Genomic DNA, 21,616 nt, shown 5'->3' with positions numbered 1-21,616 from the left:
ACGAGATGTCGCTCTCGGCCGGGCAGGATCACCGTGCAGGTGTCGACCGCACCGGCATCAGACACGTAGAGCGCTGCGGAGGCGGGACCGCCGGCAACTGGCCGGCTCAGGGGCCGGCTCGTCGGCCGTGCCGTCATTCGAGAGCGGGGAGCGGGTCCTCCTCGTCGAGGAGGTTGATCAAGGGGAGCAGCCAGGAGGCGCAGGGTGGGCCCATGGTTTTGTCCAGCTCGGCCGGGGTCGGGAGGCGGCCTTGGAGGATGGTCGGGGAGAGCAGGTTCTGGAGGGCGTGCATGAGGAGGTTGGCCATCGAGTAGGCGGGGTCGGCGGTCAGGGCGCGTTCGAGGGCGATGGTGGCCTGGACGCTGTTACCCGAACGCCAGGCCGCCATCGCCAGCAGCGACGCGACCGGCGGGATGAAGCGTGGCTCCAGCCTGCGGGTCAGATCCTTCCAGAGCAGGGCGTGGGAGTCGTCCATCAGGGTCCACGCCTCGTCGCGGACTCTCATGACCGTCAGGTCCAGGCCCAGCCTGGCCGCTTCCGCGTCGTTGAGGCGGCCGCCGTCGGAATGGGTCTCCAGGGCCGAGTGAACCCTGGTCAGGGCTTCGGACACGAACTGCCCGGTGAAGGCGGTCAGGTCTGTGGCCGCCGTGACCCTGGCCTGGAAGTCCGCGATCGCCGCTGACGTGGCTCGGCGCATCGCCAGCCGTACGGGGCCGGTGACGGGGGCGAGCGTGCGTTCCAGGGCCTCCCTGTTGGGCAGGGCCACCAGGCCGCGTACCGTGGCCTCGGCCGCGATCTGGCTCGAGGACAGGTCGTACGGGGTGCCCTCCGCCGGGCAGCACGTCGCCAGATCGCAGACGTACGACCAGTAGCGGCCCTCGTGAGCCCGCAGCGCCTCGCCCACCCGGACCCCGTCCTTGGCCGCCAGCCGCCTGGCCTCGTCGACCGCCGGGGTGACCAGGTCTCCCGGGCCGTATCCGATGATGACGATCTCCGTGATGCCCTCGCGGCCGAACAGGGGCGACATCGCGTCGAGCGTGCCCGGCGGGAACGGCAGGCCCCAGCGGGCCACCATCTTCACCTGCCCCCGGGCCAGGCCTACGACGATGAGGCTGGCGGAGGGGTGGAATCCGACGAGGTACGGCACGGCGGCCAGGACGTCGGTGGGGCTGGTCAGGGTGAGGCAAGGCTCTGGGGTGAAGGGGGTGGTTGAGGGCGATGGCGTGGGCGGGGGACCGGAGGCCTGCTCGGACGCCTGCAAGGGCATCCGGGTGGCGGGCTGCTCGGGCAGTTGTGCGGGCAGTTGTGCGGGCATCGCATCGGTGGCTTCGAAAGAGCCCGGGGACGGGGACAGGGACAGGGTCGAAGGCGGGGGCAGGGCCGAGGGCAGGGTCGAGGGCGAGGGCACCCCGCCGGTGGCAGGGGCGGGGTGCGGGCGGTGGGGAGCGGGGGTGGGGCGGTTGCTCGTCATGGCTCCAGAGCGTGCCGGGTTTCGAGGGGCCGGAACGGCGTTGGGCGGCGTTCTGTGGATAACGGCGGGCGAGGATCGAGCGGGTTGTGGATAGACCGTCGAGCTGCCCGTCCGGTCCGGAGCGTCGGTCGGTCCATGGTTCGTCAGCTCACTGGCGGCTCCGTCCGCCGGACGTCAGCCGGCGAGCAGGAAGGCACATGCGTGCAGTGCCAGGGACGAAACGACGAAGAAGCCGAGCAGTTTCCGGGGGACGCGTGGCATCGTCAGCCAGGCCGCGGCGGGATATGCGAGGGCCCCGCTGAACAGGATGAGCGTTAGGGCGCCCAGCATCGACACGAGCAGCAGCGCGTCGGCGACCTGCCAGATCGCCGCCACGAAGACGCCGGCCACGATCGCTACGAGCCAGGAGGATGCACGTGCGGCGAGGATGCGCCTGACCCCCGATCGATCATGAGCGCATCGTGACACAGCGGACAGACACCTGGCTACGGCGCGATCTTCGCGCGGCGGCGCGACCTTCCGGGAGGCAGGGCAAGGCCGTGCCCGCCCGCGAGCGCAGGCGGGCACGGCCACAGATGCAGGATGCAGGCGGGCACGGCCACAGATGCAGGATGCAGGCGGGCACGGGCCACGCCCCAGGTCAGGAAATACTGGCAGGACCGCTCAGATGAGCGGGCCCGATCACCACGGCACCGGCCCCTCGGCGCTGAAGAAGCCACCGGTAGGCCCCTCCGCGTCCAGCGTGGCGAGCTGCACGAGCACCGCAGCCCCCTGAGCAGGAGTGAGGAAACCACTGTGGTTGTTGATGTCCGTGGCGACATAACCGGGAGCGGCGGCGTTGACGAGGACACCGTCCTTGCGCAGCTCGTTGGCATACTGCACGGTCAGAGCGTTCAGCGCCGTCTTGGAGGGCGAGTACGCGGCCGACGCCGGCAGGTCCGTCAGCGGGCCCTCCGGGTTGGCGGAGATGGCCAGGGAGCCGCCGCCGCTGCTGACGTTGACGATGCGGGGCGCGGATGAGCGGCGCAGCAGCGGGAGCATGGCGTTGGTCAGCGCGATCACCCCGAAGACGTTGGTCTCGAACACCGCCCTGACCATGTCGAGGTCGACGGTGCTGGGGATCTGGTCGACGGCGTCCTGGGGCGAGACCTGCCCGGAGCCGGTGATGGCGGCGTTGTTGACCAGCACGTCCAGGTGGCCGAAGCGTTCCTCGATCCACTTGGCGGCGTCCGCGATGGTGGCCGCGTCGGTGACGTCCAGGGTGAGCGCGTGGGCGTCGCCGCCCGCGGCCCGCACGGCCGCGGCGGCCTCCTCACCGCGCCGCGGATCTCTGGCGCCCATCAGGACGGTCATGCCCAGCGCGGCCAGTTGCTCGGCGGCCGCGCGGCCGATGCCCTTGTTCGCTCCGGTGATCAACACCACGGTCCGGTGTGCGGAGTGCTCGTTCACGATCAAGCTCCTGTCAGTGAGAGTCGGTCTCCCCCGGGACGAGACAGCCCTGCCGTTCTGTGACATCGGCTGAACGAGCCGGAGGGCCGTGTCACAGACGACCCCGCTGTCTCGTCTCGGGTAACGGACACAGGAACGTACGTCGGAAGGGTGACGGTCATGCGGGTGCGCGGAGGTTTCCACGATGCCGAGGAGGAGCGGGCGTGAGCCGGGCCGAGGAGTTCGAGGAGCTGCGGCCGTTGCTGTTCTCGATCGCCTACCGGATTCTCGGCAGCGTGAGCGAGGCCGAGGACGCGGTGCAGGAGACCTGGCTGCGCTACGAGTCCTTCCCGGCGCAGCCCGCGTCGGCCAAGGGGTTCCTGGCGGCCACGGTGTCCAGGATCGCGATCGACGTGCTGCGCTCGGCCCGCGTCCGGCGGGAGGAGTATGCCGGGCAGTGGTTCCCCGAGCCGCTGCTCGACGACCCGTACGAGGATCCGGAGCGGTCCGCGGAACTGGCCGACTCGGTGTCGATGGCGGCCCTGTTGCTGCTGGAGCGGCTCAGCCCGCTCGAACGCGCGGTGTTCGTGCTGCGCGAGGTGTTCGGGTTCGGGTTCGGCGAGGTGGCGTCAGCGGTGGGACGCTCGGAGGCGGCGTGCCGCCAGCTCGCGGTGCGGGCGCGCCGCCACATGGACGCGGGCCGCGCCCGGTTCGAGGCGGATCGCCGGGAACGGAAGGCACTCGCCGAACGCTTCTTCGACGCCTTCAGGGAAGGGGACGTGGACGGGCTGCGGGAGCTGCTGGCCGCCGACGTTCAGATGGTCGGCGACAGCGGGGGCAAGGCGCCGCTGTGGGGCAAGGGGGTGTTCGGCGCCGAGCACGTGGCCCGCGTGCTGGCCTCGTTCGTCACGCCGTTCGTACGGATCGGCGGCGTCGTGGAGACCCACGAGCTGAACGGCCAGCCCGGCGCGATCTTCCGCGACCGGGACGGCAGGGTCGTCAACATCCTGGCGCTCGACATCCTCGATGGGCAGGTCCAGACGATCCGTGCGGTGATCAATCCCGACAAGCTCGGGCATCTGGGGCCGGTCGCGGACGCCTGGACGGTCGTCCGCGAGACGAACCGGGCCCGCCGACGGCCCGAGGACCTGTGAGCCGTTCCGGAGAGGGTTAGGAGACCGGGGCCAGCCGGGTCCGTACGAGCAGGGCGGCCCCCGCCACCGCGGCCGGCATGGCGATCACGGCCACGAACGGCACCAGGAACAGCAGGAACACCGCCACCCCGAACCCCAGCGCACTGGCCTTGTTGGCGCGCAGCAGCGCGAAGCGCTGCTTGCGGGCCAGGCCGCGGCGTTCGAGGGCGAGCGTGGTGAGCTCGACTGTCAGGAAAAATCCGGACACGAGGGCGCCCAGCACCGGCACCACCGTCTGCCCGACCACCGGCACGAACCCCAGGAAGAACAGCGGGATCGTGAACAGCAGCACGAAGAAGAGCGTCACCAGGCTGTCACGGATCGACCGGGGCAGCGTGCGCCACCACGGCTGCTCCTCCTCGCTCTCCAGCGGGTCCGCCGCCGCCGACAGCTTCTCGTAGAACGGCTCCCCGATGGCCAGCGTCAGCGCCGCGAACGTCAGCACCGCCAGCACCAGCCCGCCGACGAACAGCGCGATGCCCACCAGCGTCCTGAACAGCTCCCGCCAGCCCCACGAGTCGGCGAACGGCGTCAGGAACTCGGCCACGGTGTACGCGTTCGTCCCGAAAAAGATCAGCACCCCGGCGTAGAGCGCGAACGCGATCAACGCGGGGATCAGCCCGAACAACCACCACCGGGTGTTCCTGGCGACCCATCCGAACCCTTGGAAGAAGAAGCCGACACCGGCCGTGAAGTCGCGCACTGATCGCATGCCCGGCAGGCTAGCGCCAGAACGATGTGACCGCGTAGCCCAGCTCGGCGAACAGCTCGCGCACCAGCGGGAGCGAGATGCCCAGCACGTTGCCGTGGTCGCCCTCGATGCCCTCGACGAACCAGCCGCCGCGCCCCTCGATGCTGAACGCCCCCGCCAGGCCGAGCGGCTCGTCGGTGCCGGCGTAGGCGGCGATCTCCTCCTCGGAGGGCTGGCCGAAGCGCACGACGGTGGTGGCGACCTCCGCCACCTGGCGGCCGGCGGCCACGTCGATCACGCAGTGGCCGGTGACCAGGCGGCCCGTGCGGCCCCGCATGAGGCGCCAGCGCTCGACGGCCTCCTCGCGGGTGGCGGGCTTGCCGTACGGGCGCCCGTCGAGCTCCAGGATCGAGTCGCAGCCGATGACCAGCCCCTCTTCGAGCCCGCTCGCGACCGCCTCGGCCTTGGCCGTGGCCAGCACCTTGCTGAGCGCGGCCGGCGAGTGGGCGGAGTAGGCGTCCTCGTCGACCCCGCTGACGATCACTTTCGGGTCGAGACCCGCGCTGCGCAGCAGGGCGAGGCGGGCGGGGGAAGCAGAGGCCAAGACGATCACTGGCACAGCCTACCGGTCACCAGTCGGGGTTCGACCTGCCCGGGGCCACCTGCCGCTCGCTGCGCATCGGATCGTGGTACGGGTCGTAGGGCCCCGCCTGCTTCGGCACCGCCGTGCCGCCGAAGATGCCGCCCAGCAGGGTCCCGAGCAGCTCCCCGAGCCCGCCGGGGATGGCCGACTCCTCGCGGTTCAGGTCGTCGGCCACGGCGCCGGCGTCCATGTCGCGGCTGGCGGCCCGGTTGGCCAGCAGCGACATGATCATGGGTGCGATGAGCGGCAGCAGCTTCATGATGGTCGCGGAGTTGACCCCGGCGAGCTGCGAGAGCTGCGCCGCCGCCTGCTCCGTGCCCTGCCCGCCCAGCACGTGGCCGAGGATGCTGTGCCCGTCGCGGGTCAGCGAGGCCACGTCGCCGTTGAACGGGTCGGCGTCCATGTGGTCGTCCAGGGCTCCGCGCAGGGCGTCGGCGCCCTCCGGATGAGTGGCGTTGCGGGCCATGCCGCCGACGATGGTGCCCGACACGGCCTCGATGACCTTGCGGGCGGTCAGCGTGTCCGTGCCGAGCATGCCGGCGATCTGTTCCACTCCTTGGTCTCCGAGTCCGGCGAGAAGCTCGTCATAAAGTGTCACGACGGTCCCCCGATCAGTCTGTCTCGGGTGACCTGCCCTCGCCGGGCCCGGAAGAACGTCCGAATTGCCCTAATTCTCGGAAAAGTGCGCCGGGACGGGGGCGGCCGCCGCCGGGCGGTCCTCGGCCGGCCTGGGCAGGCCCGCGGCCGTGTACGCGCCGAGCTCGTCGAGCGTCTCGTGCTCCAGCAGCGCCGTCACGATAGCGTCCAGCTTGTCGCGGTTCTCGGTGAGGATGCGGACGGCGCGCTCGTAGCACTCGTCCACGATCCGCCGGGCCTCCTCGTCCACCATGGCGAGCGTGACGGGCGAGGCCTGCGGCTGCTGGCCGTCGTTGGGCAGGATGGTCAGCGGCCCGACCTTCTCCGACATGCCCCACCGGCCCACCATGCCGCGGGCGATCATGGTGACCTGCTCCAGGTCGTTCTCGGCGCCGGTGGTGATGACGCCGTACACGACCTGCTCGGCCGCCATGCCGCCGAGCGCGCCGGTGATGCGCCCGCGCAGGTACTGCTCGTCGTAGGCGTACCGGTCGGTGTCGGGCGTGGACAGCGTGACGCCGAGCGCCCGGCCGCGCGGGATGATCGAGATCTTCCTGACCGGGTCGGCGCCCGGCTGGAGCATGCCGAGCAGCGCGTGGCCGGCCTCGTGGAAGGCCGTCCTGGTGCGCTCCTCCTCCGGCATCACGATGCTGCGCGCCGCGCCGAGCTGCAGCTTCTCCAGCGCGTCGGCGAAGTCGGCCGAGGTGACCTTCTCCTTGCCGCGCTTGGCGGCGAGCAGGGCGGCCTCGTTGACCAGGTTCGCCAGGTCGGCGCCCGTCATGCCGGGCGTGGTCTTGGCGATCTGCTCGGGGCTGACCTCGCCGTCGAGCGGCACGCCGCGCGTGTGCACGGACAGGATCGCCGCGCGCCCGGCCGCGTCGGGCAGGCCCACCTGCACCGTACGGTCGAAGCGCCCGGGACGCAGCAGCGCCGGGTCGAGGATCTCGGGCCGGTTCGTGGCCCCGATGACGATCACGCCCTCGGCCCCGGAGAAGCCGTCCATCTCGGTGAGGATCTGGTTCAGCGTCTGCTCGCGCTCGTCGTGGCCGCCGATGCCGCCCGCGCCGCCGCGAGCGCGGCCGATGGCGTCGATCTCGTCGATGAAGACGATCGACGGCGCCACCTTGCGCGCCTCCTCGAACAGGTCGCGGACCCGGGAGGCGCCCACACCGACGATCATCTCGATGAACTCGGAGGCGCTGGCCGAGAAGTACGGCACCTTGGCCTCACCGGCGACCGCCCTGGCCAGCAGCGTCTTGCCGGTGCCGGGAGGCCCCGCCAGCAGCACGCCCTTGGGCAGCTTCGCGCCCAGCTTGCGGTACTTGCCGGGGTCCTTGAGGTAGTCGACGATCTCGACGAGCTCGTTCTCGACCTCGTCGATGCCCGCCACGTCCTCGAACGTGACCCGCACCTTCCCGGCCTCGACCGGCTTGGCCGCCTTGGACTTGCCGAGCCCGCCCAGGCCGCCGCCCATCATGCTGGCGCCGCGCCGCATGATCCAGATCCACAGGCCGGCCAGCAGCAGCACGGGGAGCAGCGACAGCAGCAGGTTGGAGAAGAAGCCCCGGGTGATGGGCTGAGAGGTGATCTCGACCTGGCCGGTGGCGAGCTGCTGGTCGAGCTGGTCGGTGTTGGCGAACGCCGGGATCTCGGTGGCGAACTTCGTGTACTGCTCGCCGCTCTCCGGGTTCTTCGCCGCCGACCTGAGGTCGCCCTCGACCGACAGGCCCTGGGCGTAGATGTCCTTGACGTTCTTGGAGCTCACCTGCTTGGTGAACTCGGTGTACGAGATCGTCTCCACCGAGCCGCTGTCGACGAACGACGACACGACGAAGAAGCCCGCGTAGACGACGAGCAGGGTGACGATGAAGCGCCACCAGTTGATCTTGGGCTTGCCACCGGGCGTGCCCGGCAGGCCCTCAGAGCGCCAGGGCGGCTTGCCCTTGCCCTTGCCCGAGGCCTGCGGCGGTCCAGAGCGTTCCACGGCGTCACTCCCCAATATCGCCGCATTTATGATCTTTCTAGCCTAGAACACGCACCCCTGAGGCCACGCGGCCGATATCACGCCACTGCTTGCGCTGCGAGTCAGGCACTGTTACGAACGCCAGACCCGGTTTGCTCATTCCCCCGTCCACCACCACGACCGCGGCGCGCGAGGTGCGCTTGCCGTAGGTGACGCGGTAGACGAGCATCCAGCCGCGCCCGACCGGCTGCGAGGCCAGCCACGTGATCCGGGAGCCCTTGGGGTGGTGGTTGAGCGTCCAGCGGGCGGCCAGCAGGGCCGTGTCGCGCGGCGAGTCCTGCTCCATGATCGGCAGCGGGCAGGTGACGAACATGCCGCGCAGGCTCGTGCCGCGCTGCTTGGGCAGCACCTGCTTGGTGGTGAACGGCGCCGCCCCGTACGACTTCCACGGCCCCGGCAGCCTCACCACGGCCAGTCCCGTCCGCGGGTCCTTGACGAAGCGCTTGCCCGGGGAGAGGGGGGCCATGCGCTTCACCGCGCGGGTGAGCCTGGGGACGCGCGGGTCGGCGTACAGGGCCTCCATGGCCGTGTAGCCGGGTGCCAGAGAGGCGCCGGGGCTCGGCGTCCCCCTCGGGGCGGAGGACGACGCCGCCGCGGGGGTGGCGGGAGGCGCGGAGCCGGACGAGGGCGGCGCGGCCGGCGGCGCGGTTACCGGCCCCGCCACGACCTCGTCCGGCTCCGGCGGGAGCACCACGACCACCGCCACGGCGACGACCGCGGCGACGGCGGCGGCCACGGCCAGCCCCCGGTACACCACCCGCATGCGGATGTCACCGATGCGGGAGCGTTTGGGCGGAGAAGTCGGGACCCCACGCCTTGCGGCCGTTCTCACTCGGGAACCCTTGATCTCATCTTCCCCATGGAGCACGACGGGAGCGTACGACAAATCCCGCCATTGCGCCCCGGAAGCTACCGAAGTGCAATCATGGCGTGGTGGAACAGGTTGAGCTGCGATTCGACCACGCCTCGCGGGCGTCCCAGACGCACACGAATCTCTCTGCCCTCCGGCAGAGCTCCACCGGCCTCTGGGTGGCCGGCGACGAGACCGCCTCCTTCGAGCATCTGACGTGGACCGGTGACCACTACGGCGACCAGCGCACCTTCATGCTGGCCGACTACATCGCCCTGCCCGCCGGGCCGCAGGACGAGGCGGACATCGAGGGCCTGGCCCGGGCGAACGGGTACCTCTGGCTGGTCGGCTCGCACAGCCTGAAGCGCAGGAAGGTCAAGTCCAAGGACCCGGAGAAGGGCGCCGAGCGGCTGGCCACGGTGATCAGGGAGGAGAACCGCTTCATCCTGGCCCGGCTCCCCCTGGACCCGCGCACCGAGCTGCCCCAGCGGGGCTCGGTCCTGTCGGGCTCCCAGAGCCTCACCGCGCACCTGCGCAACGATCCACACCTCGCGCCGTTCCTGGCCCTGCCGGGCAAGGACAACGGGTTCGACGTCGAGGGCATCGCGGTCACGCCGGAGCACGTCTATGTAGGGCTGCGCGGCCCCGTCCTGCGCGGCTGGGCCGTGGTGCTGGAGCTGCGCGTCGAGGACGCGGGCAAGGGGCGGCTGCGGCTGAGCGAGCCGTACCGCAAGCACTTCCTGAACCTGGGCGGGCTCGGGGTGCGGGACATGTGCCCGGACGGGAACGCGCTGCTGCTCCTGGCCGGGCCCACCATGGACCTCGACGGCCCCGTGCGGGTGGTGCGCTGGCGGCCCGGCGGCAGGCGCCAGGGCGTCGTACCGGCCGACGAGCTGGAGACCGTGCTGGAGCTGCCGTACGGCGTGGGCTGCGACCACCCCGAAGGGCTGGCCCGCCTGTCGGACGGCCGGCTCATCGTGGTCTACGACAGCCCGTCGCCCGCCAGGATCACCCCGGCGGGCGGCGTCCTCGCGGACGTGTTCAAGGTCTAGCGACCCGACGCGGGCGCGTTCAGGGTCTGGCGACGCGGCCGGCCAGCCAGGGCGCGTCGGCCACGAACGTGCACGAGCCCGGCTCGATCTCGGTGAACCCCGCGTCGCGCACCACGGGCAGCCCAGCCGCCACCATGGCCTCGAAGCCGCCCTGGGAGGCGGCCGTGCGCACCGACACCGCCAGCCCCCGCTCCCGCCAGGCCGCCCGCTCCCCCGGGTCGCTGGCCCACCAGGCGAGCTGGGCGGCGTGCCCGGCCTGCGCCATGGCCTTGCCCGCCGACATCTCCAGCGCCGGGTTGGCCCACAGGACCGGCGGCCCGGCGGGCCCGGGCGGGGCGGGGTCGGTCAGCTCGGTGCCCGACACCTGGAGGCGGGCCAGGTCGCGCGGCCAGTCGTCGAGGGGCACGGGCGGGTGCACGCGCACCTCGGCGGTGCGGTGCTCGATCGTACGGCCGGGCAGCGCCACGGCCCGGCGCCACTCGGCGCCCCTGGCCCTGCGCACGACCTTGCGGATCTTCCCGGTGGACTGCCAGGCGCGCAGCTCCTCCGCGAACTCGCCCGGATCGTCCAGCAGGGTCAGCACGGCCATGGCGGCCGCCTCCAGGGCGTCGGTGCGCTCGGGAGGGGTGGCCCGCTCGATCCGCACGACCAGGGGCAGGACATAAAGCTCGTCGTTCATCGATTCCTAGCATGCCCGATGGCCAGGGACATGCCGGCGGCCAGGAGGCACAGGGCGCCGGCGGCGTACCAGGCCAGGTCGTAGGCGCCCAGGTGGTCGCGGGTGAGCCCGGCCCCGATGGCGGCGAACGCGGCGCCGACCTGGTGCGAGCCGAACACCCAGCCGAACACCACGGCCCCGTCGGCCCCGTAGATCCGCCGGCAGAGCGCCACCGTGGGCGGCACCGTCGCGACCCAGTCCAGGCCGTAGAAGATGATGAAGATCAGCATGCTGGGCTCGGTCGTGGCCGCGAACAGGCCGGGCAGCACCATCAGCGACAGCCCGCGCAGGCCGTAGTAGACGCCGAGCAGCACCTTGGGGTCGATCTTGTCGCTGAGCCAGCCCGAGGCGATCGTGCCCGCGATGTCGAAGATGCCGATGATCGCCAGCAGGCCCGCGGCGACGGGCTCGGCCATGCCGTGGTCGTGGGCGGCGGGGATGAAGTGGGTGCCGACCAGGCCGTTCGTGCTGGCCCCGCAGATCGCGAAGCCGCCCGCGAGCAGCCAGAAGGGCCGGGTCCGCGCCGCCGAGGCGAGCACGGTGACGGCCCGCAGCGCCGCGTTCGTCCTGGCGGGCTCGGTACGCACCTCGCCGGGCGGCGCGCCGAGCGCCGTCGTGCCCACGTCCTCGGGGCGGTCGCGCAGCAGCCACCACACGAACGGCACCACGGCCAGCGCCGCCACGGCCACGGTCAGCGAGGCGAAGCGCCACCCCGGCCCCTGCGCGAGCTGGGCGAGCACCGGCAGGAACACGAGCTGCCCGGTCGCCCCGGCGGCGGTGAGCACGCCGGTCACCAGGCCGCGGTGGCGTACGAACCAGCGGTCCACCACCGTCGCCGCGAACACCAGCGCCATCGACCCCGTGCCGAGCCCGACCAGCACGCCCCAGCAGAGCAGGAGCTGCCAGCTCGCCGTCATGAGCACCGTCAGCCCGCTGCCCGCCGCGATCAGCAGCAGCGCGATGGCCACCACGCGGCGCATGCCGAAGCGGTCCATGAGGGCGGCGGCGAAGGGGGCGGTCAGGCCGTAGAGCACCAGGTTGACGGAGACGGCCAGCGAGATGGTGCCGGCCGACCAGCCGAACTCCTCCTGCAGCGGCGTGATCAGCACGCCGGGGGTGGCGCGGAAGCCGGCCGACCCCAGGATCGCCACGAACGCGACGGCCGCGACGTACCAGGCCCGGTGCAGCCCGCGACGGGTGGGCGAGTTGGTGCTCACTGTCATGCGCCAATCCTGATTTATCCCCTTACAGAGCTACGAGTGGCCGGAAAGCCAATATGTGCAAGAATCCGGCCATGGAACGTCATCGTGTCGCCGTCGTGGTGCTCAACCACTTCGCCCCGATCGACCTCGGCGTGCCGGGCCAGGTGTTCTGGGCGGCGGAGACCCCGTCCGGCGAGAAGCTGTACGAGGTGGTGACCTGCTCGGAGGGCCGCATGCCGGTGCGGTGCAGCGCGGGCTACACCGTGCTGCCCGACCACGACCTCGACGTGCTCGACAGCGCCGACACCGTCGTGGTGCCCGGCATCCACGCGGGCCGGGCGCTGAAGGACGGCACGATCAAGGACACGCTGCGCGCGGCCCTGCAGGGACGGCCGCGGACGATGTCGATCTGCACGGGCTCGTTCGTGCTGGCGGCGGCGGGCCTGCTCGACGGCCGCCCCGCCACCACGCACTGGCGCGAGGCGGGCCGCTTCGCCGAGCTGTTCCCGCAGGTCAAGCTGGACCCGGACGTCCTGTTCGTGGACGACGGAGACGTGCTGACCTCGGCGGGCGTGGCCGCCGGCCTGGACCTGTGCCTGCACGTGATCAGGCGCGACCACGGCAGCGAGGTGGCCAACCGGGCGGCCAGGCGCTGCGTCATGCCGCCGTGGCGGGACGGCGGCCAGGCCCAGTACATCGACCGGCCCCTCCCGCTGAGCCTGGGCGGCGGCACGGCGGCCACCCGCGACTGGATGCTCGCCCACCTCGACGCCCCGCTCGACCTGAACGCGCTGGCCGGGCACGCCAGGATGAGCGTGCGCACGTTCACCAGGCGCTTCCGCGAGGAGACCGGCCAGAGCCCGGCCCGGTGGCTGAACGGCCAGCGCGTGCAGCACGCCAGGCACCTGCTGGAGACGACGGACCTCGGCGTGGAGGAGGTGGCCAGGCGGGCGGGGTTCGGCACGGCGGTCTCGCTGCGCCAGCACCTGCACGCGGCCGTCGGCGTGCCGCCGCTGGCCTACCGCCACACCTTCCGCCGCACGCCCTAGGATCCGGCCGGCACTCAACCGTCCGGCCCTCTCAGGTGTCCTTGGGGAGCGGAGGTGCGAGTGGACGATCCGACGTTCGAGAATTTCGTGGCGCAGCGGCTGCCTGCGCTCTTCCGCTACGCCATGGTCCTGACCCAGAACCGGCACGACGCCGAGGACCTGGTCCAGGAGGCGCTCACCCGCACCGGCCTGCGCTGGGCCGCCGTCAGGCGGAAGGACTCCCCCGAGGGGTACGTCCGCACGGCCATGATCCGCATCATGGCCAACCGCTGGCGGCGGCCCAGGCGGGAGGTCAGCGTGGCGGCGCCGCCCGAGCCCGCGGCCGAGGACCTCGGCCTGGAACGCCTGCTGGACGACGCCGGGGTGCGTTCCCGGGTCGCCGAGCTGCCACCGCGTACGCGGGCCGTGCTGGTGCTGCGCTACGTCGAGGAGCGCAGCGACGAGGAGATCGCCCGGCTGCTGGGCTGCAGCCGTGGCAGCGTCAAGAGCAAGGCGTCGCGGGGGCTGGCCCGGCTCCGCGAGGCCGCCGACCGCGCGGAGGTGGACCATGGATGACCTGGAGAGCCGGCTGGCCACGCTGCTCGGCGAGCCGGGCGCGGCGGACCCGCCGCCCGACCTGGCGGGCCGGATCCACCGGGCCGTGGCCACCAGGCGCAGGAACCGCCGCACGGCCTGGCTGGCGGCCCTGGCCTGCGTGACCGCCGTGCTGGTCGCGGTGCCGCTCACCCTGCGCGACGGGGGCGGCGACACCGCCGCGACGGTCGATCCCGCCCCGCGGCCCACCGTGACCGTGACCGTCATCGGGCCTCCCTCCGGCGGCCCGGAGCCCACCAGGACCGTCACGGCCGTCCCGGAGCGGCCCGCAGGCCAGGCTTTCGAGGAGCGGTTGCGCCACCTCGTGGCCGTGACCGGCATGGTGAAGGTCGGGACGCGCACGGCGTCCGGCGAGCCGTTCACGCCGTCGGCGCTCGGCCCGGACGGCACCGTGCTCGGGCTGACGCCCGGCGGCGTGGCGGCCGAGGCGCCCGCGACCGGCGGCACGCCCGGCAACGCCGGCTTCTCCGCGCAGTCGGGCCTGGGAGCGGCCGAGGGCCTGCGTACCTGGACGGAGAACGGCGAGCAGCGCTGCCGTACGGCCGGCGGCCCCACCCGCACGATCAGCCCGCAGGGCACCGACCCCCAGGCTCCCGTCTGGGTGGACGGCGGCGCGATCGCGGGCAGCGACGCCATGGGCCAGCCCTGGGTGGCCGCGGGCTGCGCGGAGACCGGCAGGACGGTCACGGACGGCCGCCCCGCCGCCGGGACGCCGGTGGCGTTCTCCTACCCCTACCTGTTCACCGTCGAGCCGGCCAACGACGGCAAGCTGCGGCTGGTGGACGTGCGGACGCTGACGGTGGCGGCCGAGCACCCGCTGCCCGAGGGGGTGCGGGCGCACACGATGGGGCAGCCGCGGCAGCAGTGGTACGCGGCCGCCACCGACACGGCGTTCGCCTGGGTGGCCGGGGGCGTGCTGCGTTCGGTTCCGCGTCACGGCTGGGAGCCGGAGAGGTCGTTCGGCCCGGTGCCGGAGCCCGGCGAGGGCGAGCGGGCCTGGATGACGGCCGGGGACCGGCTGGTCGCGTACACGACGGGAGACCTCTCGCTCGTGCACGATCCGGAGACCGGCGTCACGCTGAAGCAGCGCGGCCTCGTGCTGGCGGCCGGGCCGTGGCTGCTGTGGCAGGAGGGCGACGCCTACCGGCTGGCCCGGGTGAAGTAGGGCGCTCAGCCGGGCAGGTGCTTCTCGAACCAGTGGTGCGCGTATCGTTCGTCGCTGAACGCCGGCACCTCGGAGTATCCCGACGACCGGTACAGGGCGATGGCCTCGGTGAGCGCCCGGTTGGTCTCCAGGCGGAGCGTGCGCACGCCGTGCCCGGCGGCGCGCGACTCCGCCTCGGCGAGCAGCATGCGGCCCAGCCCCAGGCCCCGGGCGGACGGGGCCACCCACATCCGCTTGAGCTCGGCCGTCGCCGACCCGGGGTGCAGCTTCAGCGCCACGCAGCCCACCGGCTCGGCGTGCAGGGTGGCGACCAGCAACATCCCGGCGGGCGGCCGCAGCTCGTCGTCGGTGGCGGGCAGGCTGCGCGCCGGGTCGAACCCGGACTCGAAGCGGCGGCCCAGCTCGGCGACGTACGCCGCCAGGCAGTGGCGGGCGCCGGGATGGCCGGGGTCGAGCACGCCGATCTCCACCATGGAGGCGGCGAGCAGGCGCTCGACCTCGGACATCGCGGCCACCAGCCGCTCGCGCCGCTCGGTGGGCAGCCGCGCGAGCATCGACGCGGCCGCCTCGTCGGAGCGGCGGTCGAGCTCCTGCCACTCGGCGGCCCCCGCCGGGGTGAGCCTGGCCGTGCGGACCCGCCCGTCGGGCCCGGCGGCCTCGACCACCACCAGGCCGTCGGCCTCCAGGGCGCGCAGCAGCCTGCTCAGGTATCCGGAGTCGAGGTCCAGGCGGGCCCGCAGCGCGCGCAGCTCGCTGCCTTCCGTGCCGATCTCCCAGAGCAGCCGGGCCTGCCCGAGCGGCCGGTCGCGGCCCATGAAGGCGTCCTCCAGCGCTCCGATGCGCTGCGTCACGGTGCGCTGGAAGCGGCGCACCCGCGCGATCGCCGTGGCATCCATTCTCTGACTCTAGTCAGAGAATCTCAGGCCGGCCAGGGGCCGGCGATGGGAACCGTGCTGTAGTCCTCGCCGGCGACCGGGCGGATCTCCTCCCAGTGCACCCAGCGGGCGTTCGCCTCGTGGCGCACGCCGCCGTGCGCCTCCATCGTGCGAGGCGGCCACAGCAGGTATCCCCACCGCGCCCCCTGCGCGTCGTCACCCCAGGCCAGCAGGTAGCGCGCCGTACCGTCGGGGACCGCCGCCACGAGGGGCGGCCGCCAGATCTCAGGTAGCTCCACAGGGCTCATACGTACCATGATACGAACGCCAGTTCGATATGGCCATCGAACACGTCCGGGAAACACGGAAAAGCCCGCCCGATCAAGCTGATCGGACGGGCTTCGCTGTGGAGCTATGGGGATTCGAACCCCAGACCTCCTCCATGCCATGGAGGCGCGCTACCAACTGCGCCATAGCCCCTCGTTGCGTGTAAAAGTGTATCCGACTCCGGGACCACCTGAGCACGCCTCGGCCGAGGGGCCTGTGACGATCAGCCGACGGATTGGGCCTTTTCGATGAGGGTGGTCAGCTCGGAGACCATCGGATCCTCGGAGACGGAGGCCAGCCGGGCGGCCTGCTCGCGCAGCGCCGGCAGGTCCAGGCCGAACGCCTCCCGGTCCCGCAGGTACATCGCGAACGCCGCCACCACGACGTCCACCTGCAGCCGTACGGGCGCCTCGGACCAGATGCCTCCGGCCAGGTCGCCGGAGTCCAGCGACTCGCCGGCCTCCGAGGCGGTCCTGGTGTCGGGGTCCTGCCAGCGCACGGTGGCCTGGGCGAGCTGGCCGTCGGCGCCCGGCTTGAGCTTGAGCGCGTACAGGGCGGTGACGGAGTGGCCGGGGCCGATCTCGCCGCCGTCGCGGCTGTCGTCGCGGAACTCCTCCGTGGCGAGCGCGCGGTTCTCGTAGCCGACGAGCCGGTAGCTCTCCACGACCGAGGGGTTGAAGACGACCTGGGCCTTGGCGTCGCGGGCGCGCAGGTCGAGGGTGGCGGGCAGCTGCGTGGTGAAGAGCCTGGTGGCCTCCTCCTCGGTGCTGACGTACACGGCCAGGCCGTCGCCGGTGTCGGCGAGCCGCTCCATCAGCTCGTCGCCGTAGTCACGGCCGACGCCCACCGTGAGCAGCGTGACCTGCCTGGCGGCCTGCTCCTTGACCTTGGCCGAGAGGCTCTGCCACACGGTGTCGCCCTGGTTGGCCAGGCCGTCGGACAGCAGGATGACGCGGTTGGTGGCGGCGGGGCGGAACGCCCTGGACGCCTGCTCGTAGCCGGCGAGCACCCCGGCCTCCACGTTGGTCCCGCCGGCGACGGTCAGCCGCGACACCGCCTCGCGCAGCTCCTCCCTGGCGGTCAGCGGGGTCATGGAGGCCAGCACCTCGGCCTCCTCGCTGAAGGCGACGATCGAGACCTGGTCGCCGGGGGCGAGCTGGCCGAGCAGCTCCAGCAGGGCGGACTTGACCAGGTCCAGCCGGCCGGCCTCGGCCATCGAGCCGGACACGTCCACCACGAACGTCAGGTTCGCGGGCCGCCGCTGGGAGGAGTCGGAGGCGCGGGTCTGCAGGCCGACCCGCAGGACGGCCTCGTCCCGCTGGGGCAGCTTCGCGCCGTCCACGTGCACGGTGAACCCGTCGTCCGAGGGCTGGGCGTAGTCCTGGCGGAAGGCGTTCACCCACTCCTCGGGCCGGATCTCGCCGGGCGCGGGCCAGCGGCCCTCCTGGAGGGTACGGCGGGCGTAGCCGTACGAGGCGGTGTCCACGTCCAGGGCGAACGTGGAGATCTGCGCGGTCGTCGTGTCCTGCTCGCTGTCCTGGCGCGGTGACGCGGACGCCTCCGCCTCGGCCTGCCGGTCGGGGACGGCCGGTTGCCGGGGCGCGGCGGTCCCGGCGGGAGCGCTCTGGCTGCTGCTCTCGGTGCTGCCGGCACCACCACAGGCCGCCAGCCCCAGCAGGGCGACAAGGCCCACACCAGCCACCAAAGGGCGAAATCTCATCTCAACCACCTCCGAGTCGTACGACGGAATGCGCTCCACCACGGCCGGGCCGGTGACGCAAGCGAGCGCAAACCGCGATCGATACGTGATCAGTTGTGACGAATGAGAAAAATGAGGTAAGCCTGGTGCCGTGCGCGTCTATTTGGGCCTGGCCTCAAAGCGGCAGGACATTTCCCCAGCGGATCTGAATAGAGCCCGTTCCGTAATCGAATGGGCCTTTCCTGTGCCTCCAGAGGTGATTCGCGGCCAGGAATGGCACGGCCGGGGGGTGTCGCTGTTCGCCTGGACCAACGAGCCCGACGACTCCCGGCAGCCCCCGCTGATCTCCCGTCACGGCGACCGGGTCATCGGGCTCAACGGCCATCTGGCCGATCCCGCCGACGTGGCGGCGCTGCCGGACGACTCCGTGGGCGGCTGCTTCTCGGCCTGGTTCGCCCGTGACGGCGAGCTGGGCGCGAGCACCGCGATCAACCGGGTCTGCCCCGTCTTCCACGCCGAGACGCCGGAGCTGCACGTCGTCGGCAGCCGTGCCCTGCTCGTGCACCTCGCGGCCCGGCCGGACGACCGGATCGAGCACGACGTGCTCGCCCTGCAGTCGATGGTCAGGCAGGGGTTCTTCCTGTCGGACGAGACGCCGTACAAGGGGGTGTCGGCGCTGCGGCCCAGCTCGCGCCTGGTGGTGCGGGACGGCGTGCGCGCCATCACCGAGACCCCGCTGCCGGAGGCGGCGCCGGCGCCCACGTCGGCGCGGCACAAGCGGGCGGCGATCGGCGAGCTGGCGGACGCGCTGCTGGCGACCGTCGCCCCGCTGCGCGACCTGGGCGAGCCGGTGAACCTGGCGCTGACCGGCGGCCGCGACACCCGCATCCTGGCGGCGCTGCTGCACGCGGCGGGGGTGCCGTTCAGGACGACGACGAACGGGCTCGACACGCACCCGGACGTGATCCTCGCCCGCATGATCGCGGAGCGGCTCGGGGTGGAGCACACGGTCATCGCCCCGCCGCAGACCGCCGCCAAGGACGCGGTGCTGGTGGAGCATCCGCGCAGCCGCGCCTGGGAGACGCTGCGCACGTGCGAGGGCATGACCTCGGCGTACGAGTCGATCGTGAGCTACCTGCCCTACTCCGGCAAGCCCACGATGTCGGGCCAGAGCGGCGAGACGCTGCGCGCGGGCAGCCTGAACCTGCTGCAGAGCGACCTCAGCGACAAGGCCCTGCTGCGGCGCATCGACACGACGTTCCGCAAGGACGCCAAGCTGTTCACCGCCGAGGCCAACGAGCACGCCCGCGAGCTGGCGGAGCCGTGGCTGGCGCGGCCGAACCGGCTGGAGACGCTGGACCACCTCTACATCTGGTACAAGGTGGGGCGCTGGCAGGCCAGCGCCCGCGCGGGCTCGTTGCGGCGCGGCGACCCCGTGCGGCCGTTCCTGGACAACCGGGTGGTGCGGGCGGCGCTGAGCCTGGACCAGGGCTGGCGGCTCTCCGAAGAGGTCATCTATACGCTGATCTTGCGGTTCGCCCCGAAATTGCGGGATGTGCCGATCGAGGGCAAGCCGTGGCGGTTCACCGAAGGCGCGGCCCCGCAGCGCAGGTTCCCCTGGCCTGGCCGCCGGCCCGGCCCGCCCCCGCACCTGCCCACGACCAGGACCGGAGGCGGGTGGAGCTGGCGGACCAGCCCCGGCCCCGCGCTCACGGACGTGCTGCGCGAGCAGGTGCTCGGCAGCCTCGACGCCCTCGCCCCGATCGTCGAGCCGGACGAGGTGCGCGCCCTGTTCGCCGACCCGGTCGTGCGCAAGCCGGCGCAGGCCTGGCACCTCTACACGGTCAGCACCCTGCTGACCGGCCTGTATCCCGGCAAGGCACCCGAGGACCTGCCGCAGATCACGGTTTCCAGGCCGGATCCCGGCCGATGAGCCCGAGGAAGCGGTCGAGCGCCGGCGCGTCGTCCGGCACCGGCACCTCGGCGCCGAACGCCCCCTGCTCGCGGCCCCTGGGCGCCATCTTCGCGGCGAACGCGAGCAGCAGGGCGGCCGTCTCCTCGTCCACCTCCCAGTCGAGGCCCGTCGCCCTCGACAGGTCCCACCCGTGTGCCACGAGGTCGGTCAGCGCCATGTTGGCCAGCACGGCCCTGGGCAGGCCGCCCATGGCCTCGCTGACGCCCTCCCACGCCTCCGGGCGCTCGTAGACGGCGAGCATGCGCCCGGCCCGCTCGGGGAAGTCGCCGGTGTACTCCTGCTTCGGCGGCACGAAGGGGCCGCCGGCGGCGACGGACTCGAACAGGGAGGCACCCCACTCCATGTGGTTGAGCAGGGCCTTGACGTCGTACTCCGCGCACGGCGTGGGCAGCCCGAGGCGGTCGTCGCCGATGGCGCGCACGAGCTCGGTGGTGCTGCCCGCGGCGCGCCTCATCAGTGGCAGGATCTCGTTCATACGTTCTAGTCTGCCAGTGCGGCGTTCTCCACCCGTACCCGTACGGAGAGAAGTGCCGCATTCGTGATCGTGAACGCCAGGGCGGTCACCCAGGCCGTGTGCACGAGCGGCAGCGCGATGCCCTCGGCGACCACGGCGACGTAGTTCGGGTGCCGCAGCCACCGGTACGGCCCCCGGTGCACCAGCGGCAGCCCCGGCACCACCACGACCCGCGTGTTCCACTGGTGCCCCAGCGTGCGGATGCACCACCAGCGCAGCCCCTGGGCCAGGACGACGACGGCCAGCATGGGCCAGCCGAGCGCGGGCACGAACGGGCGGCCGAGCAGCCACACCTCGGCCGGCGCCGCGGCCAGGAGCGCCACGTGGGCCAGCACGATCCAGGGGTAGTGCCGCCTGCCGTACTCGACGCCGCCTCTGGCCCTGGCCCAGGCCAGGTTGCGCCTGGCCACGACGAGCTCGGCCAGCCGCTCGGCCACGACCAGGCCGATGAGCAGCGCGTACGCGGTCACCAGTGCAGCAGCAACAGCTCGGCGGAGAACCCCGGGCCCAGCGCCATGAGCAGGGCCGGGGCCCCGGGCCTGCCGCGGGTCTCCTGGAGCACGTGCAGGACCGAGACCGACGACAGGTTGCCGTGCTCGCGCAGCGAGCTCCACGTCACATCGAGGGCCTTGGCGGGCAGGCCGAGCGTCTCCACGATCTTCTCGATGACCTTCGGGCCGCCGGGATGGCAGACCCAGGTGGCCACCTGCTCCGGCGTCAGCCCGTAGTCGGCCAGGAACTCCTTGATGTCACCGGCCAGCACCTGCTCCACGAACCCCGTCAGGTCCGCGTCCAGCACGATGCGGAAGCCGTGGTCGCCCACCTCCCAGCCCATCAGGTGCTCGGTCCCCGGATAGAGCCGGCTGCGGGTGGCGACGACCTCGGGTCCGCTCCCGCGCCCCGTCGCGACGACGGCCGCCGCCCCGTCGCCGAACAGGCCGCTGGCCACGAGGTTGGCGATCGAGGTGTCGTCGCGCTGGATCGTCAGCGAGCACAGCTCCACGCACACCAGCACCGCCACGTGGTCGGGCCAGCCGCGCAGGTAGTCGTGCAGCCGGGAGAGCCCGGCGGCGCCCGCCGCGCAGCCCAGGCCGAACACCGGCAGCCTCTTCACGTCGGGCCGCAGCCCCATCCGCTGGGCCAGCTTGGCGTCCAGCGAGGGCGTGGCCAGGCCCGTGGTCGAGCAGAACAGCAGGTGGTCGATCTTCTCGGGGCGCACGCCCGCCTTGTGCAGGGCCCCCGCCAGGGCTCGCTCGCCGAGGTCCAGCGAGAGCTCGACGTAGGCGTCGTTGGCGCGGGCGAAGGAGTCGAGCTTGGCGTAGTCGGCCAGCGGCAGCGCCAGGTTGCGGCCTCGTACCCCGGTGGCCTCGTGGAATCGCCTCAGCAGTCCCTCGTCGCATTCGGTCAGCCGGGAGAACGCCTCGGTGATCTCCGCCTGCTCGTAGCGGTGATCGGGCAAAACGGTCTGTACTCCCGAAATATGCATATATCTCTCCTGCCGCGGAGAGGCT

22 protein-coding genes and 1 tRNA gene are annotated in these 21,616 nt (G+C 72.4%); 6 read left to right on the top strand and 17 right to left on the bottom strand.

Features of this window, described 5'->3' with window-relative positions; all coding sequences use genetic code 11:
• Positions 1–133 precede the first annotated feature (133 nt).
• The 3 genes from HD593_RS12355 to HD593_RS12345 all read right to left on the bottom strand — a co-directional run bounded on the left by HD593_RS12355 (position 134) and on the right by HD593_RS12345 (position 2,920).
• On the bottom strand, positions 134–1,471 hold the full coding sequence (locus HD593_RS12355) for a DUF4192 domain-containing protein (RefSeq protein ID WP_246546476.1): 1,338 nt from the start codon (positions 1,469–1,471) through the stop codon (positions 134–136).
• Positions 1,472–1,645: 174 nt separating this feature from the next.
• Positions 1,646–1,861: a hypothetical protein gene (locus HD593_RS12350; protein ID WP_185102303.1), complete on the bottom strand. Its 216-nt coding sequence runs from the start codon at positions 1,859–1,861 to the stop codon at positions 1,646–1,648.
• Between the two features lie 291 nt (positions 1,862–2,152).
• Positions 2,153–2,920, bottom strand: coding sequence for an SDR family NAD(P)-dependent oxidoreductase (locus HD593_RS12345; RefSeq protein WP_312903443.1), 768 nt, complete (start codon positions 2,918–2,920; stop codon positions 2,153–2,155).
• Between the two features lie 203 nt (positions 2,921–3,123).
• Between HD593_RS12345 and HD593_RS12340 the strand changes: the two genes are divergently transcribed.
• A complete protein-coding gene (locus HD593_RS12340; protein WP_185102301.1) occupies positions 3,124–4,053 on the top strand; it encodes an RNA polymerase sigma-70 factor in 930 nt (309 codons plus the stop codon).
• Positions 4,054–4,069: 16 nt separating this feature from the next.
• On the opposite strand, the gene HD593_RS12335 is transcribed toward HD593_RS12340, so the two are convergent.
• From HD593_RS12335 to HD593_RS12315, 5 genes are all read right to left on the bottom strand, one after another.
• On the bottom strand, positions 4,070–4,804 hold the full coding sequence (locus HD593_RS12335) for an EI24 domain-containing protein (RefSeq protein WP_185102300.1): 735 nt from the start codon (positions 4,802–4,804) through the stop codon (positions 4,070–4,072).
• 10 nt (positions 4,805–4,814) lie between these two features.
• Positions 4,815–5,396, bottom strand: coding sequence for a Maf family protein (locus tag HD593_RS12330; protein WP_185102299.1), 582 nt, complete (start codon positions 5,394–5,396; stop codon positions 4,815–4,817).
• 16 nt (positions 5,397–5,412) lie between these two features.
• Positions 5,413–6,024, bottom strand: coding sequence for a DUF937 domain-containing protein (locus tag HD593_RS12325; RefSeq protein WP_221524738.1), 612 nt, complete (start codon positions 6,022–6,024; stop codon positions 5,413–5,415).
• Positions 6,025–6,093: 69 nt separating this feature from the next.
• On the bottom strand, positions 6,094–8,046 hold the full coding sequence (gene ftsH / locus HD593_RS12320; RefSeq protein WP_185102297.1) for an ATP-dependent zinc metalloprotease FtsH: 1,953 nt from the start codon (positions 8,044–8,046) through the stop codon (positions 6,094–6,096).
• 37 nt (positions 8,047–8,083) lie between these two features.
• Positions 8,084–8,848 carry a hypothetical protein gene (locus HD593_RS12315; RefSeq protein ID WP_185102296.1) on the bottom strand — a complete coding sequence of 255 codons (765 nt, stop codon included), beginning with the start codon at positions 8,846–8,848 and terminating at the stop codon, positions 8,084–8,086.
• Positions 8,849–9,015: 167 nt separating this feature from the next.
• Between HD593_RS12315 and HD593_RS12310 the strand changes: the two genes are divergently transcribed.
• Positions 9,016–9,987 carry a DUF3616 domain-containing protein gene (locus HD593_RS12310; RefSeq protein WP_185102295.1) on the top strand — a complete coding sequence of 324 codons (972 nt, stop codon included), beginning with the start codon at positions 9,016–9,018 and terminating at the stop codon, positions 9,985–9,987.
• Positions 9,988–10,006: 19 nt separating this feature from the next.
• Here HD593_RS12310 and HD593_RS12305 read toward each other — a convergent pair whose 3' ends face one another.
• Together HD593_RS12305 and HD593_RS12300 are read right to left on the bottom strand one after the other, a co-directional pair.
• Positions 10,007–10,666: a peptidyl-tRNA hydrolase gene (locus HD593_RS12305; RefSeq protein ID WP_185102294.1), complete on the bottom strand. Its 660-nt coding sequence runs from the start codon at positions 10,664–10,666 to the stop codon at positions 10,007–10,009.
• Positions 10,663–11,928 (bottom strand): MFS transporter, encoded by a 1,266-nt coding sequence (locus HD593_RS12300; RefSeq protein WP_185102293.1) that lies wholly within the window; start codon positions 11,926–11,928, stop codon positions 10,663–10,665. Before HD593_RS12300 ends, HD593_RS12305 begins: the two co-directional genes overlap by 4 nt.
• Positions 11,929–11,999: 71 nt before the next feature.
• Here HD593_RS12300 and HD593_RS12295 point away from each other — a divergent pair, with 71 nt between their 5' ends.
• From HD593_RS12295 to HD593_RS12285, 3 genes are read left to right on the top strand one after another with little or no spacing between them, the layout of a single operon-like run.
• Positions 12,000–12,956 carry a GlxA family transcriptional regulator gene (locus HD593_RS12295; protein ID WP_246546470.1) on the top strand — a complete coding sequence of 319 codons (957 nt, stop codon included), beginning with the start codon at positions 12,000–12,002 and terminating at the stop codon, positions 12,954–12,956.
• Between the two features lie 54 nt (positions 12,957–13,010).
• Positions 13,011–13,511 (top strand): SigE family RNA polymerase sigma factor, encoded by a 501-nt coding sequence (locus HD593_RS12290; protein ID WP_185102291.1) that lies wholly within the window; start codon positions 13,011–13,013, stop codon positions 13,509–13,511.
• Positions 13,504–14,715, top strand: a complete 1,212-nt coding sequence (locus HD593_RS12285) for a hypothetical protein (RefSeq protein ID WP_185102290.1) — start codon at positions 13,504–13,506, stop codon at positions 14,713–14,715. Before HD593_RS12290 ends, HD593_RS12285 begins: the two co-directional genes overlap by 8 nt.
• Before the next feature lie 5 nt (positions 14,716–14,720).
• Here the strand turns inward: HD593_RS12285 and HD593_RS12280 are convergent, their stop codons facing one another.
• The 4 genes from HD593_RS12280 to HD593_RS12265 form a co-directional block, all read right to left on the bottom strand.
• Complete coding sequence (locus HD593_RS12280; RefSeq protein ID WP_185102289.1) at positions 14,721–15,611, bottom strand: bifunctional helix-turn-helix transcriptional regulator/GNAT family N-acetyltransferase; 891 nt, start codon at positions 15,609–15,611, stop codon at positions 14,721–14,723.
• A 23-nt stretch (positions 15,612–15,634) separates the two neighbouring features.
• Positions 15,635–15,898 carry a hypothetical protein gene (locus tag HD593_RS12275; protein ID WP_185102288.1) on the bottom strand — a complete coding sequence of 88 codons (264 nt, stop codon included), beginning with the start codon at positions 15,896–15,898 and terminating at the stop codon, positions 15,635–15,637.
• Positions 15,899–15,997: 99 nt separating this feature from the next.
• Positions 15,998–16,070: transfer RNA gene (locus HD593_RS12270), tRNA-Ala, on the bottom strand.
• Between the two features lie 70 nt (positions 16,071–16,140).
• Complete coding sequence (locus tag HD593_RS12265) at positions 16,141–17,610, bottom strand: vWA domain-containing protein (RefSeq protein WP_312903442.1); 1,470 nt, start codon at positions 17,608–17,610, stop codon at positions 16,141–16,143.
• Positions 17,611–17,860: 250 nt separating this feature from the next.
• On the opposite strand from HD593_RS12265, the gene HD593_RS12260 reads away from it, so the two are divergent.
• A complete protein-coding gene (locus HD593_RS12260; RefSeq protein ID WP_312903441.1) occupies positions 17,861–19,549 on the top strand; it encodes an asparagine synthase-related protein in 1,689 nt (562 codons plus the stop codon).
• Here the strand turns inward: HD593_RS12260 and HD593_RS12255 are convergent.
• The 3 genes from HD593_RS12255 to HD593_RS12245 are packed head-to-tail and all read right to left on the bottom strand — an operon-like array spanning position 19,518 to position 21,591.
• Positions 19,518–20,066, bottom strand: coding sequence for a TIGR03086 family metal-binding protein (locus HD593_RS12255; protein WP_185102286.1), 549 nt, complete (start codon positions 20,064–20,066; stop codon positions 19,518–19,520). The genes HD593_RS12260 and HD593_RS12255 overlap by 32 nt on opposite strands.
• A gap of 5 nt (positions 20,067–20,071) precedes the next feature.
• Entirely contained in the window at positions 20,072–20,575 is a 504-nt protein-coding gene (locus HD593_RS12250) for an isoprenylcysteine carboxyl methyltransferase family protein (protein WP_185102285.1), read from the bottom strand.
• A complete protein-coding gene (locus HD593_RS12245; protein ID WP_185102284.1) occupies positions 20,572–21,591 on the bottom strand; it encodes a type III polyketide synthase in 1,020 nt (339 codons plus the stop codon). The genes HD593_RS12250 and HD593_RS12245 overlap by 4 nt, the downstream gene beginning before the upstream one ends.
• Between the last annotated feature and the right edge of the window lie 25 nt (positions 21,592–21,616).

Origin of the sequence: Nonomuraea rubra (genome assembly GCF_014207985.1) — a bacterium.
GTDB lineage: Bacteria > Actinomycetota > Actinomycetes > Streptosporangiales > Streptosporangiaceae > Nonomuraea > Nonomuraea rubra.
The sequence above is the reverse complement of the archived record's forward strand: the minus strand, read 5'-3'. Positions and strand labels throughout refer to the sequence as shown.

Excerpts from the sequence above, each read along its gene's own strand:
- HD593_RS12335 (WP_185102300.1), bottom strand. The coding sequence starts at position 4,804 with ATGCGATCAGTGCGCGACTTCACGGCCGGTGTCGGCTTCTTCTTCCAA.
- HD593_RS12355 (WP_246546476.1), bottom strand. The coding sequence starts at position 1,471 with ATGACGAGCAACCGCCCCACCCCCGCTCCCCACCGCCCGCACCCCGCC.
- HD593_RS12245 (WP_185102284.1), bottom strand. The coding sequence starts at position 21,591 with ATGCATATTTCGGGAGTACAGACCGTTTTGCCCGATCACCGCTACGAG.
- HD593_RS12300 (WP_185102293.1), bottom strand. The coding sequence starts at position 11,928 with ATGACAGTGAGCACCAACTCGCCCACCCGTCGCGGGCTGCACCGGGCC.
- HD593_RS12305 (WP_185102294.1), bottom strand. The coding sequence starts at position 10,666 with ATGAACGACGAGCTTTATGTCCTGCCCCTGGTCGTGCGGATCGAGCGG.
- HD593_RS12315 (WP_185102296.1), bottom strand. The coding sequence starts at position 8,848 with ATGCGGGTGGTGTACCGGGGGCTGGCCGTGGCCGCCGCCGTCGCCGCG.
- HD593_RS12280 (WP_185102289.1), bottom strand. The coding sequence starts at position 15,611 with ATGGATGCCACGGCGATCGCGCGGGTGCGCCGCTTCCAGCGCACCGTG.
- HD593_RS12275 (WP_185102288.1), bottom strand. The coding sequence starts at position 15,898 with ATGAGCCCTGTGGAGCTACCTGAGATCTGGCGGCCGCCCCTCGTGGCG.
- HD593_RS12285 (WP_185102290.1), top strand. The coding sequence starts at position 13,504 with ATGGATGACCTGGAGAGCCGGCTGGCCACGCTGCTCGGCGAGCCGGGC.
- HD593_RS12255 (WP_185102286.1), bottom strand. The coding sequence starts at position 20,066 with ATGAACGAGATCCTGCCACTGATGAGGCGCGCCGCGGGCAGCACCACC.
- HD593_RS12295 (WP_246546470.1), top strand. The coding sequence starts at position 12,000 with ATGGAACGTCATCGTGTCGCCGTCGTGGTGCTCAACCACTTCGCCCCG.